This is a genomic window from Pseudomonas sp. GD03903 (assembly GCF_029840045.1).
Taxonomy (GTDB): Bacteria; Pseudomonadota; Gammaproteobacteria; order Pseudomonadales; family Pseudomonadaceae; genus Pseudomonas; species Pseudomonas pseudonitroreducens.
In genome coordinates, this window is the sequence record NZ_JAOCBT010000004.1 from 318,836 (window position 1) to 335,201 (window position 16,366).

Sequence of the window (16,366 nt, forward strand, 5' to 3'; positions counted from 1 at the left end):
TCCTAGAAACCTATATACGAACTCACCCGCTTACCGTCGAATACCTAGGCGACCTGCGGGTGGATGCGTTCCGCCCGAGGAAATCTTGATCCACTGTTATCCGGATGACGACACGGCTTCCCGGCATCAGCAAACAACACCCGCCATGCATGGCTCCATCGATGGCAACAAATAGTAGCGCTAACTTAAAAAGTAGTCAATACTTTTATTTTAATCCTCAAAATCCCGTATCATGGCGGACCTACAACTGCCCCTAGTCTTGAGTGCTTCGCATGGACATCAACGAAGAGATTTTTCGGAAGCTGATCGAGCCCGCTCGCGCCCTCGGCGCCGATGCGGAAACAGTCGCGCTGACGCTCATGCTGGTGGCTTGGCAGCAGCGCGACGCTGGAGCCCCAGATGCCTCGCCCCGCTTGCAAGATCAACAAGGCAAGGAGCTGAGCGAAGCCCTCGCGACCTTCGAGAAGGTGCCCGAGATGTCGTCGTTCGAGATCAATGACGGTGTCCGACAGCGTGCGAAGCGTTTGCGAAAAGACCCGGGGCTACTCGACCGAGTAACGGACCTCTATGTGCAAGGGCTGCTCAGCGCCTGGATTGCTGATGACACGTATGCCTGGTTGAACAACCAGGACTGGGCACTCGGACTCCCCCCGAGCCTCGCCGATCTGTTGATCGAATTGATCGCACCCGAGCCGAACAGCGAGCTGTACATCCCCTGGGACTATTCCGGGCAGCTTGCGGCCCGGGCCGTTCGGCGGAACGCTCGGGTTGCTCTTGAGATGCCGATTACCAACTTCGCCAGCCATGTCTTGACGCTGACCGGTAAAGGCGGCTGGCGGCTTCACGCTTCCGATCCTGTGCGAAGCCCGGGGTTGGAGAAAGAGGGCCGACTCAAGCCATTCCAAGCGGCCGTCGCGGTACCGCCGATGGGCATCCGCTACGACAAGGAACTGGTGGGCCGAGATCCCTTCGACCGCTTCGTCGAGCGCACCAACGCCGGCAATATCCTCCAGTTGCGGCACCTCATGGCTCAGACTACGGGCCGAATCGCCGTGGTAGTACCGAATACCGTTCTATTTAGCGTGGGCGCAGAACGAAGCTTCCGTCAGTCGCTAGTCGAGCAGGGCCTCATAGAAACCGTTATCGCGCTACCAAACGGCTTGATGGAACTGGCGATCCCGGTCGCCCTCCTGATCCTGAATACCGAAAAGCCGTCACGCCGCATTCGATTCATCGATGCCACCTCAGATGAATTCCAGGTAACAGCTGACAAGCGACGTGTTGTCCTGCGATACCCCGACGCTCTGGCTCAGCTCGCCAGAAGCAGCACATCCCACCCGCGCGTTATCGACATCCAACCAGCCCAAGTGCGCGAGCATGACTACAACCTGGAAGCCGGGCGTTACCTCCTGGGTAATGTTGCTCAGCAACAGGCCAGATCTCTACAGAACCTTCCTCTTGGCAAACTCAGCGAGCATTTTGAGATCATCCGGGCTCGCCAGCACGCGACGTCCACGAGCGGGGTTCCCGTACGCGAGATCCAGGCCGCTGATGTGCCGGACTACGGTGCTACGCTCAGCGCCAGTAAGGAATCCCTGTTCGACCTGAATTCACCCCGTGCCGAAGCCTATTTCCTTCGCCCCCAGGATGTCCTGCTGGCGATCAAGGGCTCCGTGGGCAAAGTCGGAATTGTCTTTGATGCACCTGAAGCCGGGGAGGGGGGCTGGCTGGCTGGGCAATCGTTTGTGGTGCTTCGTGCCAAGGAAAACACGCACTACTCTCCGGTAGCGCTGCTGCTCTTTCTCAGATCAGCGTTGGGACAGACGCTGTTGAAGAGCCAAGTCGTCGGCGCCAGTATGCCCACGCTCCAACTGGCCTCGATCAAGGATCTCAGCATTCCGCAGCTCGGCCAGGACGAACTGAACACCATCACGTCTGTTTTTCAGAAGGAGATTGAAATCCAGCGAGAGATTCACGCTCTATACGAGCAACAGGCCCAATTGAGTGCTGACATCTGGATGCTGACTTAGCTCCAGCTCAGATTTGCATGTTGTCATGGTTACGTTTGAGATCGAGGGGCCTTGCAGGCTTGAACGGGCTACTACGCTGATTCAGCCGCTGCTCGACCGTAACGATCCAGCAAGGCTTCCTAGTATTTCTCTTTAAGCGCCTGCAACCGCAGTTTGAACCGTTCCCCATCGGGATGGCCGCAGGCAATCAGTCGCCCCACCCGCCCCATAACGCTGCGAATCGTGGGTTCCAGCTGCACCCAGGTAGCGCCCTGGATCGCTTGATCTTCTGCCTGTTTAACCGCTGCACGGATGGCTTTACGTTCTGCCTTAGGAAGGCCTGGTGCCTCATTGAAAACCGAAAGGCCAGTGACGGTCAGCTGCTCAAAACCCGCTTTCGCCAGTATCGTTTGGCCGCGTTTACGTACATGCAGCTTGGAGCGCTTCTGCTGGCAACCTTTCTTTGCCAGCATATCGGTCACCGCTCCCACCAATTCCGTCAGCGTTGAGCGCTCCAAAGGCGTCATACCCGAAATCGTAATGTCATCGGCAAAGCGGGAATACTTGAGACCGCGCGCGTGCAAGCGAGTAACCAATGCAGGCTCAGTATCCCAAAACACCAAGTTGGCCAGATATCCACTGGTGCTTGCCCCCTGTGGGACTACGCCGTAGCGGGTGGTGAGCAACGCCAGCACCTGTGCAACCTCGTCAGAAAAGCCAAAGAGCCCGGCAAATATCTGCTGCACATGCTGCACACTGATCGAAGGGAAGAAATCCTTGATGTCCTGAAGCAGGATGGTTTTCGCCTTCCCGTGTATCCGAGCATTGGAATAGATGCTACGGCGCGCGTTGAGATCTTTGATCCCGCCATGGAGGTATTCGGGGTAGCGAACCCGAACCAGTAATTTATCGACGATTTTGCGCTGGATCGTCTTCAGTGGTTCGTGAGCATCGTAGGTGTCGCGTACGCTTCCATCTTTCTTGGTTTGCGGCACGTGGCGATACAAGTTGGAGCCACGTTTTGCGAGGCTCTGAAGCAGCTCGACAGGCTCCCCAAGGGCGAGAGAAAGTGCCTTCAGACTGTGAATGGGCTTAAAAGGGTAGCGTGGAGCGTCCATGTCCCATCCCAGAATGACGTGGTTTGTTGCGTCATGAGGCGATGACCTCAAGGATTTCCTCTACCTCGTGGAGGAGATCATCCCAAGCAGATTCCGGGTCTTCCAGAATCCATACCGCAAGGCGCTGGAGGCCAATCTTGGCGCCAAATTTTGCCACCTTCTTCAGCCACCTGACCGCTTTACGTTCCGGAGCCTGGTTAGGCTCAGTCCCAGCTTTGACGCGGGCATCTTCAATGTTGTGCATGTGCTGATCGGTACGACCGACAGCGTTCTTCAAACGTTTCATGGTTATAGCTCCAGACGGGCGAAATTGCCCCGCCGCCAAGCACTTCGGGCCGAATGGAACTTTGAAGATGCCGCTACAAACCACAGTTCTGCTTATCAAGAATTGATAAGCCGTCCGCCGCATTACTGTCGTTTACCCGATGAGACCTCGCTGATAACCACGTGATGTTAGCCACGTGACCCTCAGCGCTGAGCACATCGGGGTGACAACAGGTTGTGGGGCGAAGGTAGCCCTGGAGAACACCAGAGCTGGCCAGTTTCCTGACCACCAACTGCAAGCCCGATTCATAACCATGTTTAAAGAGCACCTGGGCGGTAACACCCAGCCCTCGTATTTCTACAGATCCGAGGGGCGGTTTTCAAGCCGATGAATGTCACCGCCCATTTCGACTGACCGACGACCTCGTAGCGTCAGATATCAAGGGGAGGGAGACCCTTAACTATTTTGGTGGTCTCTAAGCTTACTGTTACTACGCGCTGGAACAGCTCCAGCGGGTACTTGGGGTTCCCCATGGTTTCGATGGCCCAGTCATTGGCGTCGTTGACGATACCGCTGGCCTTGTCGGGGCGTACGGCCTGGCGTTCCATAACCCAGTCCAATGCGGCCTTGCCGTTGACCATGTAGTCCCAGGCCGCCTCGGGGATGCCCTTGAGGGTGATGCGATGGTTGTAGATGACGGTGGTCTTGTCGCCCTTCTTGGCGAACTTCATCTTCTCTACGCGGTAATCGGCATCGGAAAGCGTGCCCTTGGCCTCAATGGTCAGCGGGTACGGCTCGACGGTTTCGTAATTCAGATGCAAGTCAGCCAGGGCGCGGCCTGCCTTGCTGAAAGCCCAGAAATCGGCGACCTTCTTCACAGCAGGAATGCGAGGCAGCTCCTTGCTGAGGTTATCGGCAAAGCGCTCGCGGTAATCTTGAGAATGGAGGATGCCGTAAACGTAGTAGAACAGGTCTTCCCGGCTGATCTGTTCGTTGGGATAGGCTGCCTGAAAGTGTGCCAGACCGGCATCGGTGATGGCATCACGGCGGCGCAAACCTCCTTCAATTTGCTCATCAAAAAGGTCAGCTTTTGAAGCCTGCGCAACTTCGTCGTAGAGGTAGAGCGGGAAGCATTGAGTGCCACCGTCCGATTGAACATCTATTACGCCATCAACTATCAATGCAAGCTGGCCTTCACCTGCCCAGCGCTGTTTAATAACAATGATCAAATTCTCTTCGTTCCCCGTAGGAAACAGTTTTGGCATTTGGTATCTGTTTTCGTTAAAGAAGCCGTCGTAATACATCCATCGTTTATCAAATGGACGGTAGGTTGCTACTACAGCCCTGTCAGATGAAAACGTCCCTTTTAGGCCCTTATCAAACCTACCCCTTAGTACCCAAGACCAACCAATTCTGGAGGAGTCATTGATGTCTCCATCCACTTGCCCTGCAAGCGCATGGTTGTAGAAGCCAATCATGGCTTCCATAGAGGCTAAAACAGTTTTGCGAGAAGAGTTGTATGCCCAGCTATCACGATTCGTTTTTACGCCACTTGAGTAGCCATCAAACAGAGCGATGGATCCATCACGAGCTTTGCTTCCCATGGGTAGGAATTCAATAAAGCCTTGGTCGCGCTGTGCTAGCCAGTCCCCATGAGCATCAGGGGTAATGCAGTGCCAAGCATTTTCAGCATCAATGCCCGCAATACTTCCGTAAACTTTGATTTTCTCTAGCTTCTCTTCACGGCTGAGATAGTCGCCAATATCGTGGAAATAAATCTTCCCGTGAGTCTGAGCGTCGGGGTTCTTCACCAGCAAAGATATGGCGATAGGAGCACGACTACCGCTGCCAAAGATCTTGCCACCTTCCTTGCGCGAGGTTTCCCGCTAGTGCGCTGATTTCCGCGCAGATGGAACACATAGAGGCTGGAGAACTCATCGGCAAGACACTTACGCATACCATCGGCTGCCTTGCCATCAACGAATCCAGCGTTGGTGACAAACCCAATAATGCCGCTGCTGCCGACACGATCACTGGCCCATCTGATTGCTCTGATGTAGCTGTCATATAGGCTTCGCGGGTTGCCTGACGACTGCTTGACGTATGTTTCTTGCAATCTTGTGTCTAGATTGGGGTAGCGCAAGTTAGCAGCCCCATCATTGTCATCTTTTTGTCCAACCGAATACGGTGGATTACCCACAATCACTCGAATATCCAGTGCCTTCTGCCGCTTGCGCCGAGCGCTGTTGTCTTCCAGGAGCACATCCACCATGTCGTCCTTCTCATACATTTGGAAGGTGTCGGTCAGGCAGATACCCTCAAACGGGGTGTAATCGGCCAGCACTTCACTGTGGTAAGCCGCTTCGATATTGATGGCGGCGATGTAGTAGGCCAGCAACACCAACTCGTTAGCATGGATTTCGTGCCGGTACTTGTGCGGTAGCTCTTCCGGCTTGATCAGGCCAGACTGGATCAGGCGGGTGATGAAGGTACCAGTACCGGTGAATGGATCGATGATATGGACGCCCTTGCTGCCCAGCGTCTGGCCGAACTCCTGTTGCAGCAGATGGTTGACACTGTGGAGGATGAAATCGACCACCTCGACTGGGGTATAGACGATACCCAGGCGCTCGGTCATCTTGGGGAAGGCGTTGCGGAAGAACTTATCGTACAGCTCGACGATGATCTTCTGTTTGCCTTGGGCATTGTCGATGCCGGCAGCACGCTGACGTACGCTGGAATAGAATTTCTCCAGGGTGTCGGCTTCTTTGGCCAAGTGATGCTCATGAAGTGCGTCCAGCACTCCTTGCATGGCCTTAGACATGGGGTTGTGGCTAGCAAAGCTGTACTCATCAAACAGCGCATCGAACACCGGTTTGGTTACCAAGTGCTGGGCGAGCATTTCGACTATCTCGCCATCGCTGATGCTGTCGTTGAGGTCGTCACGCAGTTCGGCGGCGAAGGCGTTGAAAGCGGCCAACTCCTGAGTGTTGGCCGGGTTCTCCAGAATGCCCTGGATACGGTCGATATGGGTGCGGGCGATTTTTGCAATATCGTTGGCCCAGTCCTCCCAATGGTGGCGGTTGCCACACTTCTCGACGATCTTGGCGTAGATGGCCTTCTCGATTTCGCCGACCTCGTAGGCCAGCTCGGCCTGCTGAGTCATCTGGCCTTCAACATCGTACTTGGAGCGCTTTTCGCCAATGCCGTACTGGCCTTTTCCAGCCTTGCCGTTGCTAGTGCCGCTGGCTTTCTTGGCCTTCTTGTCGGCCTTGTCCGTAATAGCGATGACTTCCATCTTGCGCGGGTCTGAGCCGATCAGGTCAAGCTTGTTGACCATGGCATCGAAGCTATCGTCATGGGAACGCAGCGCCTGGAGCACTTGCCAGACCACCTTATAGGTCTGGTTGTCGTTGAGGGCTTCGTGAGGCTCCATGCCCGCCGGGATGACCACCGGTAACACGACATAGCCACGCTTCTTACCCGGCGCGTTGCGCATCACCCGGCCTACCGATTGCACCACGTCTACCTGAGAGTTGCGCGGGGTGAGGAAGAGCACGGCATCCAACGCCGGCACGTCCACACCCTCGGATAGGCAGCGCACATTGCTGAGGATGCGGCAGGTGTTGGCCGGGGGCTCTTCCTTCAACCAGTTAAGCTTGGCTTCCTTGGCACTTGCGTTCATGCCGCCATCAACGTGCTCCGCCTCGCAAATTAATCGCGAGGCCTCGTCGATCTGTTCCGATTCCTGGTAAGCCTCCACCACCGATTGGAACATGCTGGCGATGTTTATCGAGCTGACCTTGTGCTTGGTGCCCTTGTAGTTGGGTGAAATGACCTGGCAGAAAGCCACGGCACGCTTCATCGGCTCATCATCGCCAATGAGCTGTTCATGTAGCCCCTGCTTGGCCAACGCCTTCCAGCAGCCGACAATCTTGGCGGCGTCGTCCACCTTTAGCTGGTTGTTCTCGTCTTTCAGCAGCTCCTGAAGGCGGCGATTGATGATGCTTTCCTCAACGGTGAGCACCAACACCTTGTAGTCGGTGAGCAGGCCACGCTGAACCGCCTCGGAGAAGTTGATGACGAATAGCTCCTTGCCGTACAGCGCTTCGTCATCCATCGAACAGAGGGTGACTTCGCCGGACTCGGCCTTGACCTTGGCACTGTCGCCATAGATGCGCGGGGTGGCGGTCATGTACAGGCGCTTAGCGGCACGAAGGTAGTCGGCGTCGTGAACTCTAACGAATGCGCTTTCGTCCTCGTCGTCGAAGGTGGCGCCAGTAGTGCGGTGGGCTTCGTCGCAGATCACCAGGTCGAACGCGGCCAGGCCGTATTCGTGCTGGGCGCGGCTGATCACGTCGATGGAGTGGTAGGTGGAAAACACCACGCTCATGTGCTCGGCATCGTGGCGTTTGAGCATTTCAGCAGCCAATCGGTTAGCCTTGGTAGTGGCCGGGTAGCGCAGCTCGTGGGTGAAGAGCTGAACGCTGTCTTCATCGGCCTTGCGCTTCTTGCCTACGTCACTGTCGGAGCAGACGGCGAAGCTGTGGAGTGGAGTTTCGCTTTCCTGCGTCCATTCGGTGAGGGTCTGCGAAAGCAGTGACAGGCTGGGCACTAGGAACAGGACGCGCTTGCCTTTGCCTGCCAAGCGCTCCGCAATCTTCAGGCTCGTAAAGGTCTTGCCGGTGCCGCAAGCCATGATCAGCTTGCCGCGTTCGGCGTCCTTGAGGCCCGCTGCAACCGCATTCAGTGCGTTCTTCTGGTGATCACGCAGCTGTTTGCGTGCCTTGAAAGCAACCGGTTGATGGGGTTGATACCTAGCCCAGTCGATCTGGCTGTCTTCAAGTGCTTGCAGATCGATTTTGTTGACCGAAAGCTGCTGGCCCAGCAAGGCATCCTCGGCGTGTTCACTCCAGTTGTTGGTGGTGGTAACGATGATGCGGTGCGAGAACGGCGCCTTGCCCGAAGCAGTGAAGAAGCTGTCGATGTCCTTCTTCTGAACCCGGTAGTCCTTGGCGTACAGCTTGCACTGAATCGCGTGGTACTCACCGGTATCCTGGGTGCGTGCCACCAGGTCGATGCCGGTGTCACGACCATCCAACTCTTGCTCCTTGGCCCAGTCGGCGTACATCCACACTTTTTCATAGAGGTCACTGTAGGTGGCCTCATTGCGCAGATAGGTGCAGATCAGCTCTTCAAAGTAGGTACCTTTTTCACGCTCGGATGCGGAGGCGGTGCGATAGGTATCCAGCAGGGCAAGCAGGGCGGACATGAGGAATTCCTTTTGATTACTACGCTGGCGCACGCTAGGGCGCCAAATTGCAGCAGTCTATCAATAGGAACTCAGACGAGCAGCCAAAAGAAACCCCGGCACTAGGCCGGGGTTTGGCGTGTCAATCAATGGACAATAACCCGCCCATTTTGGACACTTAATGTGCCCCTAGACACCCGGATCAGACGTCCAGGTTGGACACCGCCAGGGCGTTGCTCTCGATGAAGTCGCGGCGCGGCTCCACGGCATCGCCCATCAGGGTGTTGAACAGCTGGTCGGCAGCGATGGCGTCCTCGATGGTTACCTTCAGCATGCGGCGAACGTTCGGGTCCATGGTGGTTTCCCACAGCTGGTCCGGGTTCATTTCGCCCAGGCCTTTGTATCGCTGGATGCTGTGACGCTTGGTGCCTTCGGTCATCAGCCACTCCAGGGCTTCCTTGAAGCTGCTGACGACCTTCTTGCGCTCGCCCTTCTGCACATAGGCGCCTTCTTCCAACAGACTGTTCAGCTTGGCGCCCAGCTCGGTCACCGAGCGGTAATCATTGCTGGCGAAGAAGTCGCGGTTGAAGGTGACGTAGCTCGACAGGCCGTGGGCAACCATCTCGACTTCCGGAAGCCACAGGTGGCGCTCACGGTCTTCACGCAGGCTGACCTTGTAGACCAGGCCGGATTTCTCGGTGGCCTTCAGGCGAGCCTGGTACTGGTCCAGCCAGCCCTGCATGGCAGCCTGGTCACCCAGCTGCTCCACCTCGATTCGCGGCAGGTAGACGAAGTGCTCGGTCAGGTCCTGCGGGTAGAGACGGGACAGGCGGGACAGCGTACGCATGACGGTACGGTACTCGTTGACCAGCTTCTCCAGCGCTTCGCCGGACAGGCCCGGGGCGCTTTCGTTGACGTGCACGCTGGCCTCTTCGAGGGCCGACTGGGTCATGTACTCTTCCATGGCCACGTCGTCCTTGATGTACTGCTCCTGCTTGCCGCGCTTCACCTTGTACAGCGGCGGCTGGGCGATGTAGATGTAGCCGCGCTCGACCAGCTCCGGCAACTGACGGAAGAAGAAGGTCAGCAGCAGGGTACGGATGTGCGAACCGTCGACGTCAGCATCGGTCATGATGATGATGTTGTGGTAACGCAGCTTGTCGATGTTGTACTCCTCGCGACCGATACCGCAGCCCAGTGCGGTGATCAGCGTGCCGACCTCCTGGGAGGACAGCATCTTGTCGAAGCGAGCCTTCTCGACGTTGAGGATCTTGCCCTTGAGCGGCAGGATCGCCTGGGTCTTGCGGTTACGGCCCTGCTTGGCAGAACCGCCCGCGGAGTCACCCTCCACGATGTACAGTTCGGAGAGGGCGGGGTCCTTCTCCTGGCAGTCGGCGAGTTTGCCCGGCAGCCCGGCGATGTCCAGCGCACCCTTGCGGCGGGTCATCTCGCGTGCCTTGCGCGCGGCTTCACGGGCGCGGGCAGCGTCGATCATCTTGCCGACCACGGCCTTGGCTTCGTTCGGGTTTTCCAGCAGGAAGTCGGCGAAGTACTTGCCCATCTCCTGTTCCACGGCGGTCTTCACCTCCGAGGAAACCAGCTTGTCCTTGGTCTGCGAGCTGAACTTCGGATCCGGCACCTTTACCGAAATGATCGCGGTCAGACCTTCACGGGCGTCGTCGCCGGTGGTGGCGATCTTGAACTTCTTCGCCAGGCCTTCCTGCTCGATGTAGTTGTTCAGGTGGCGGGTGAGGGCGGAGCGGAAGCCCGCCAGGTGGGTACCACCGTCGCGCTGGGGAATGTTGTTGGTGAAGCAGAGAATGTTCTCGTTGAAGCTGTCGTTCCACTGCAGGGCCACTTCCACGCCGACGCCGTCTTCCTCACGCTGGCAGTTGAAGTGGAAGACCTGGTTCACCGCGGTCTTGTTGGTGTTCAGGTACTCGACGAAGGCCCGCAGGCCGCCCTCGTACTTGAACAGCTCTTCCTTGCCGGCGCGCTCATCGCGCAGGACGATGCCGACGCCAGAGTTGAGGAAGGACAGCTCACGAATCCGCTTAGCCAGGATGTCCCAGCTGAAGTGGATGTTGTGGAAGGTTTCCGGCGAGGGCTTGAAGTGCACTTCGGTACCCGAACCATCGGTATCACCCACCGGACGCAGCGGGAACTGCGGTACGCCGTGGTGATAAACCTGTTCCCAGACCTTGCCTTCACGTCGGATGGTCAGGCGCAGCTCGTGGGAGAGGGCGTTCACCACCGACACACCGACACCGTGCAGACCGCCGGAGACCTTGTAGCTGTTGTCGTCGAACTTACCGCCGGCGTGCAGGACGGTCATGATGACCTCAGCCGCGGAAACCCCTTCTTCCTTGTGGATATCCACCGGAATGCCGCGACCGTTGTCGCGCACGGTGATGGATTCATCGGTGTGAATGGTGATGCTGATCTCGCTGCAGTAGCCTGCCAGCGCTTCGTCGATCGAGTTATCCACGACCTCGAAGACCATGTGGTGCAGGCCAGTGCCGTCGTCGGTATCACCGATGTACATGCCCGGACGCTTACGTACGGCATCCAGCCCCTTCAGTACCTTGATACTGGAAGAGTCGTAGGTGTTCTCGCTCATTCTTCACTCCCGATGGTAGTGTCCTGAGAGACGCGCCCATGTTCCACGTGGAACATCGACACCGGCGTTTCCGTTCGCCAGCCGTCTTTCAATAAGTGCGGATCGACGCAGGTGATGAATACCTGGCAACCCAGATCTTCGAGAAGCCGGCACAAAGACAACCGATGCTTCTCATCCAATTCGGAGGGGAGGTCGTCGACCAGGTAAACGCATTGTCCGCGCTTCGCCTGATTGATGAGGTGCCCCTGGGCGATCCGCAACGCGCAGACCACCAATTTCTGTTGGCCGCGGGAAAGAATCTCCGCGGCGTTGTGTCCCCCAAGGCGGATCCTCAGGTCCGCCCGTTGCGGCCCTGCCTGGGTATGTCCCATCTGCTGATCACGCAACAGGCTGGAAGACAGCACTTCACTCAGGTCACGCTCCTTGTCCCACCCCCGGTAATAGCTGAGCGTCAGGTCATCGATCTGGATGAGCTCTGCCAAGGTTCGCTCGAACTGGGGCTTGAGAGCCTGGATGTAGGACCGCCGATACCCGTCGATTTCGTCGCTCGCGGCGCATAATTCGCGGTCCCATGCGGCCTGTGAAGCACCGTCCAGTCTACCATGTCGGAGCCACGAGTTCCGCTGCCGCAGGGCCTTCTGCAGTCTTTGCCAGGCAACCATGAAGCGTTGTTCCACGTGGAACACTCCCCAATCAAGGAACTGCCGACGAATCTTCGGCGCGCCTTCCAGGAGACGGAAGCTATCCGGGTTGATCAACTGCAATGGCAACGTTTCGGCGAGTTGCGCAGCACTGCGCGCATTCTGTCCGTCGATGCGAATCTGGAATTCGCCCTGGCGATCACGTGACACTCCCAGGCTGCTGTCAAAGCCATTGCCCAGACGTACCTGTCCGAACACCGTGCAGGCCGGTTCTTCGTACTGGATGACGGGTTGCAGACGCATGCTGCGGAAGGAGCGGGCGAGGCCGAGCAGATGGATGGCTTCCAGGACGCTGGTTTTGCCGCTGCCGTTTTCGCCGTAGAGGATGTTGATGCGGGGGGAGGGGGAGAAGGTCACCGGGTGCAGGTTACGCACCGCGGTGACCGAAAGGCGGCTAAGGGACATCGATACGCGTCAGAGGCGCATCGGCATGACGACGTAGGCAGAATCGTCGTTGTCCGCTTCCTGCAGCAGCGCACTGCTGTTGGAGTCAGAGAGGATCATGCGCATCTGTTCGGTACCCATGACACCCAGGACATCCAGCAGATAGCTGACGTTGAAACCGATTTCCAGGCTGCCACCGTTGTAGTCGACTTGTACTTCCTCCTCCGCCTCTTCCTGCTCCGGGTTGTTCGCCTGGATTTTCAGGAGGCCGTTGGAGAGTTGCAGGCGAATACCACGGTACTTTTCGTTGGAAAGAATCGCCGTACGGCTGAAGGCTTCACGCAGCACCTGACGATCGCCGATCACCAGCTTGTCGCCGCCCTTGGGCAACACGCGCTCGTAGTCGGGGAATTTGCCGTCGACCAGTTTGGAGGTGAAGGTGAACTCACCGGTGGTGGCACGGATGTGGTGCTGGCCAAGAACGATGGAAACTTCACCATCCTGCTCGGTCAGCAGGCGGGCAAGTTCAAGGATGCCTTTGCGCGGCACGATGACCTGGTGGCGATCCTGCGCTTCCGGCACGCCGTTGCTCAGCGAGCACATGGCCAGACGGTGACCGTCGGTAGCAACAGCGCGCAGCGTACCGCCGCCAACTTCCAGCAGCATACCGTTCAGGTAGTAACGGACGTCCTGCTGCGCCATGGCGAAGCTGGTGCGATCGATCAGGCGACGCAGCTTGCTCTGCACCAGACTGAAAGTCAGCGAACCCGGGCCTTCTTCCACAGTGGGGAAATCGTTGGCCGGCAGGGTCGAGAGCGTGAAGCGGCTGCGGCCGGCCTTCACCAGGAGCTTCTGCTCGTCGACGCGGATGTCGATCACGGCATCGCTGGGCAGGCTCTTGCAGATATCCATCAGCTTGCGCGCCGGCACGGTGATCTCACCGGGCTCGGCGGCGTCTTCCAGCGTGACGCGACCCACCAGCTCGACTTCGAGGTCGGTGCCGGTCAGCGACAGTTGCTGGCCTTCAACTACCAGCAGGACGTTGGAAAGAACCGGCAGCGTCTGGCGGCGCTCGACAACGCCAGCGACCAGCTGCAGGGGTTTCAACAGAGCTTCGCGTTGAATAGTGAAATGCATGGTCTAGTCCCTTGCCTCGTGAGGCTGCGTCAGGTGGTCAGAGTACGCAGCAGGTTCTTGTAGTCCTCGCGGATATCCGCGTCGGATTCCTTGAGTTGAGCGATCTTACGACAGGCGTGCAACACCGTGGTGTGATCCCGACCGCCGAAGGCCACTCCGATCTCGGGCAGGCTGTGGTTGGTCAGTTCCTTGGAAAGTGCCATGGCAACCTGACGCGGACGTGCCACCGAGCGCGAGCGGCGCTTGGATAGCAGGTCGGCGATCTTGATCTTGTAGTACTCGGCGACGGTGCGCTGGATGTTGTCGATGCTGACCAGCTTGTCCTGCAGTGCCAGCAGGTCCTTCAGCGACTCGCGGATCAGTTCGATGGTGATCGGCCGTCCCATGAAGTGGGAGTGTGCAATCACGCGCTTGAGCGCCCCTTCAAGCTCTCGCACGTTGGAGCGAATGCGTTGGGCAATGAAGAATGCAGCGTCGTGGGGGAGATCGACCTTGGCCTGCTCGGCCTTCTTCATCAGGATCGCCACGCGGGTTTCCAGCTCCGGCGGCTCGACGGCCACCGTCAGCCCCCAGCCGAAGCGGGACTTCAGGCGCTCTTCCAGGCCCTCGATTTCCTTCGGGTAACGGTCGCTGGTCAGGATGACCTGCTGGCCGCCTTCGAGAAGGGCGTTGAAGGTGTGGAAGAACTCTTCCTGGGAGCGCTCCTTGCGGGCGAAGAACTGGATATCGTCGATCAGCAGCGCGTCCACCGAACGGTAGAAACGCTTGAACTCGTTGATGGCATTGAGCTGCAGCGCTTTCACCATATCCGCGACGAAACGCTCCGAATGCAGGTACACGACCTTGGCATTCGGGTTTTTCTTCAGCAGATGGTTACCCACAGCATGCATCAGGTGGGTTTTGCCCAGGCCGACACCACCATAAAGGAACAGTGGGTTGTAGCCGTGCTTGAGATTGTCCGCTACCTGCCAGGCCGCCGCACGGGCCAACTGGTTGGATTTGCCTTCGACGAAGTTCTCGAAGGTAAAGGTGCGGTTGAGATAGCTGGTGTGCTTGAGCGCACCTTCTACCTGCACATTGCGCTCGGTACGCACCGTCGCGGCCGGCATGGCGACTGCCAGGGGATCGATGCCCGGGCTGGACTCGTCGAGATCAGCGATGGTCTGCACTGGAGCGACCTGGGCCGGCTGCGGCTCCGCCATGACAGGAGCCGCCACCGGCGCCGACGCAGCCACGGGTACCGGTGCAACGGCAACAGGGGCTGCCTGTACGGTCACCTGAGGCGTCGGTACCAGGGCAGGGCGAGGAGTACGGCTGCGGCGGCTGCCAATCAGCAGGGAAATCGCCGGGATCTGGCCATTGCCACGCTCGCTCAGTAATTCGAGCAGACGCCCCATGTACTTCTCATTGACCCAGTCGAGCACGAAGCGGTTGGGTGCGTAGACGCGCAGCTCACCACCCTCGGCCTCGACCTGCAAAGGTCGGATCCAGGTGTTGAATTGCTGGGACGGCAGCTCGTCGCGCAGAAGCTCCACGCACTGCTGCCAAAGTTCCACGGACACGGATATCCCCCAAAAGAAGTCGCAAAGCGAAACAGACCGCCATTGTATCTGCGCCAGGGCAACTTATCCACAGTTAAGCGCGCTGGGATGCAAGCAAAATCAACGTGTTAATGATTTTACCGGTGGTCGGTTAATAGCGCCTTGAACCTTGTGGATAACAGCTTGATGAGGCAGGGGATGAGCCTGGTGATCGATCTGTGGAAAAAATCCCTGTGGAAAAAACGCCATTCCATACCCAGCTTTCCAACCGGCCCCGCACAGGCCGCCCACCTCTTCCAGACAGAGTTATCATTCGCCAGCGAGCGCTGATACAAAGGGCCGAGCCTAGTTATACACAGGCATTCGCCTGCCTAAACATAATCATCGCTTCAATCTTTAGAAAAAGAGATTTCCTTCCTTTCTATAGATTTTGTATCCGGGCCTGGTTGGAAATTGACCTGACCGCCTGATTTCACTAGAATCGCCGGTCTCTTTAAACGGGGTCACTGCGACCTCATGTCGTCAAACCCAGGTACCGAATCATGAAACGTACTTTCCAACCCAGCACCCTCAAGCGCGCTCGCGTGCACGGCTTCCGCGCTCGCATGGCCACCAAGAACGGTCGTCAGGTTCTGTCGCGTCGTCGCGCCAAGGGCCGCAAGCGTCTGACCGTCTGATTTGCCTGACACAGGTGGTGAGTCGAGATTTCAGCCGGGATAAACGTCTTCTGACAGCCCGGCAATTCACAGCAGTCTTCGACTCCCCCACCTCCAAGGTTCCCGGCAAGCACATCCTGCTGCTGGCGCGCGAAAACGGTCTCGATCACCCCCGTCTGGGCCTGGTGATCGGCAAGAAGAACGTCAAGCTCGCTGTCGAGCGCAACCGCCTCAAACGCCTTCTCCGTGAATCCTTCCGCCATAACCAGCAGAAGCTGGCTGGCCTGGATATCGTGGTGATCGCGCGCAAGGGACTTGGTGATCTGGAGAATGAAGAACTGCACCAGCAGTTCGGCAAGCTCTGGAAGCGCCTGTTGCGCAACCGACCCAGCCCGGAACCTTCGACAGAATCTCCGGGAGTGGCCGACAGTTCCCATGCGTAGACTGGCGCTGTTACTGATCCAGTTTTACCGCTACGCCATCAGTCCCATGATGGGCAGGCACTGTCGTTTCTACCCCAGCTGTTCCTGCTACGCGCAGGAAGCCATTGAAACCCATGGCTTCCTGCGTGGTGGCTGGCTGGCCGCTCGTCGCCTCGGCCGCTGCCATCCGTGGCATCCCGGTGGCTACGATCCGGTACCGCCAGATCCTTCCAAGCCCGCCCCTTCCTCGACGGCCGAGTAA

At 57.9% G+C, this 16,366-nt stretch carries 11 protein-coding genes and 1 pseudogene; 5 read left to right on the forward strand and 7 right to left on the reverse strand.

Translation table 11 applies throughout. The annotated features are described in order from the left end of the window. Positions 1-272 precede the first annotated feature (272 nt). Positions 273-2,030: an N-6 DNA methylase gene (locus N5C91_RS08515; RefSeq protein ID WP_279829061.1), complete on the forward strand. Its 1,758-nt coding sequence runs from the start codon at positions 273-275 to the stop codon at positions 2,028-2,030. Between the two features lie 119 nt (positions 2,031-2,149). On the opposite strand, the gene N5C91_RS08520 is transcribed toward N5C91_RS08515, so the two are convergent. The 7 genes and pseudogenes from N5C91_RS08520 to dnaA form a co-directional block, all read right to left on the reverse strand. Next, positions 2,150-3,127, reverse strand: coding sequence for a reverse transcriptase family protein (locus tag N5C91_RS08520; protein ID WP_279829062.1), 978 nt, complete (start codon positions 3,125-3,127; stop codon positions 2,150-2,152). Between the two features lie 31 nt (positions 3,128-3,158). Beyond that, positions 3,159-3,413 (reverse strand): hypothetical protein, encoded by a 255-nt coding sequence (locus N5C91_RS08525; protein WP_279829063.1) that lies wholly within the window; start codon positions 3,411-3,413, stop codon positions 3,159-3,161. Between the two features lie 410 nt (positions 3,414-3,823). Then, a pseudogene (locus tag N5C91_RS08530) lies at positions 3,824-8,664 on the reverse strand (type ISP restriction/modification enzyme). Between the two features lie 181 nt (positions 8,665-8,845). Next, entirely contained in the window at positions 8,846-11,263 is a 2,418-nt protein-coding gene (gyrB, locus tag N5C91_RS08535; protein WP_236172330.1) for a DNA topoisomerase (ATP-hydrolyzing) subunit B, read from the reverse strand. Continuing rightward, entirely contained in the window at positions 11,260-12,369 is a 1,110-nt protein-coding gene (gene recF / locus N5C91_RS08540; protein ID WP_279829065.1) for a DNA replication/repair protein RecF, read from the reverse strand. The genes gyrB and recF overlap by 4 nt, the downstream gene beginning before the upstream one ends. 9 nt (positions 12,370-12,378) lie before the next feature. Continuing rightward, the gene (gene dnaN, locus N5C91_RS08545; protein ID WP_236172332.1) at positions 12,379-13,485 is read right to left on the reverse strand and encodes a DNA polymerase III subunit beta; all 1,107 of its coding nucleotides are present in this window, start codon (positions 13,483-13,485) and stop codon (positions 12,379-12,381) included. Positions 13,486-13,514: 29 nt separating this feature from the next. After that, positions 13,515-15,047, reverse strand: coding sequence for a chromosomal replication initiator protein DnaA (dnaA, locus tag N5C91_RS08550; protein ID WP_236172333.1), 1,533 nt, complete (start codon positions 15,045-15,047; stop codon positions 13,515-13,517). 177 nt (positions 15,048-15,224) lie between these two features. Here dnaA and N5C91_RS08555 point away from each other — a divergent pair, with 177 nt between their 5' ends. From N5C91_RS08555 to yidD, 4 genes are all read left to right on the forward strand, one after another. Next, positions 15,225-15,356, forward strand: a complete 132-nt coding sequence (locus tag N5C91_RS08555; protein ID WP_276574847.1) for a hypothetical protein — start codon at positions 15,225-15,227, stop codon at positions 15,354-15,356. A 212-nt stretch (positions 15,357-15,568) separates the two neighbouring features. Continuing rightward, positions 15,569-15,703, forward strand: coding sequence for a 50S ribosomal protein L34 (rpmH, locus tag N5C91_RS08560; RefSeq protein WP_003100258.1), 135 nt, complete (start codon positions 15,569-15,571; stop codon positions 15,701-15,703). A gap of 14 nt (positions 15,704-15,717) precedes the next feature. Further along, on the forward strand, positions 15,718-16,125 hold the full coding sequence (rnpA, locus tag N5C91_RS08565; RefSeq protein WP_026079029.1) for a ribonuclease P protein component: 408 nt from the start codon (positions 15,718-15,720) through the stop codon (positions 16,123-16,125). Beyond that, the gene (gene yidD, locus N5C91_RS08570; protein ID WP_015479779.1) at positions 16,118-16,366 is read left to right on the forward strand and encodes a membrane protein insertion efficiency factor YidD; all 249 of its coding nucleotides are present in this window, start codon (positions 16,118-16,120) and stop codon (positions 16,364-16,366) included. Before rnpA ends, yidD begins: the two co-directional genes overlap by 8 nt.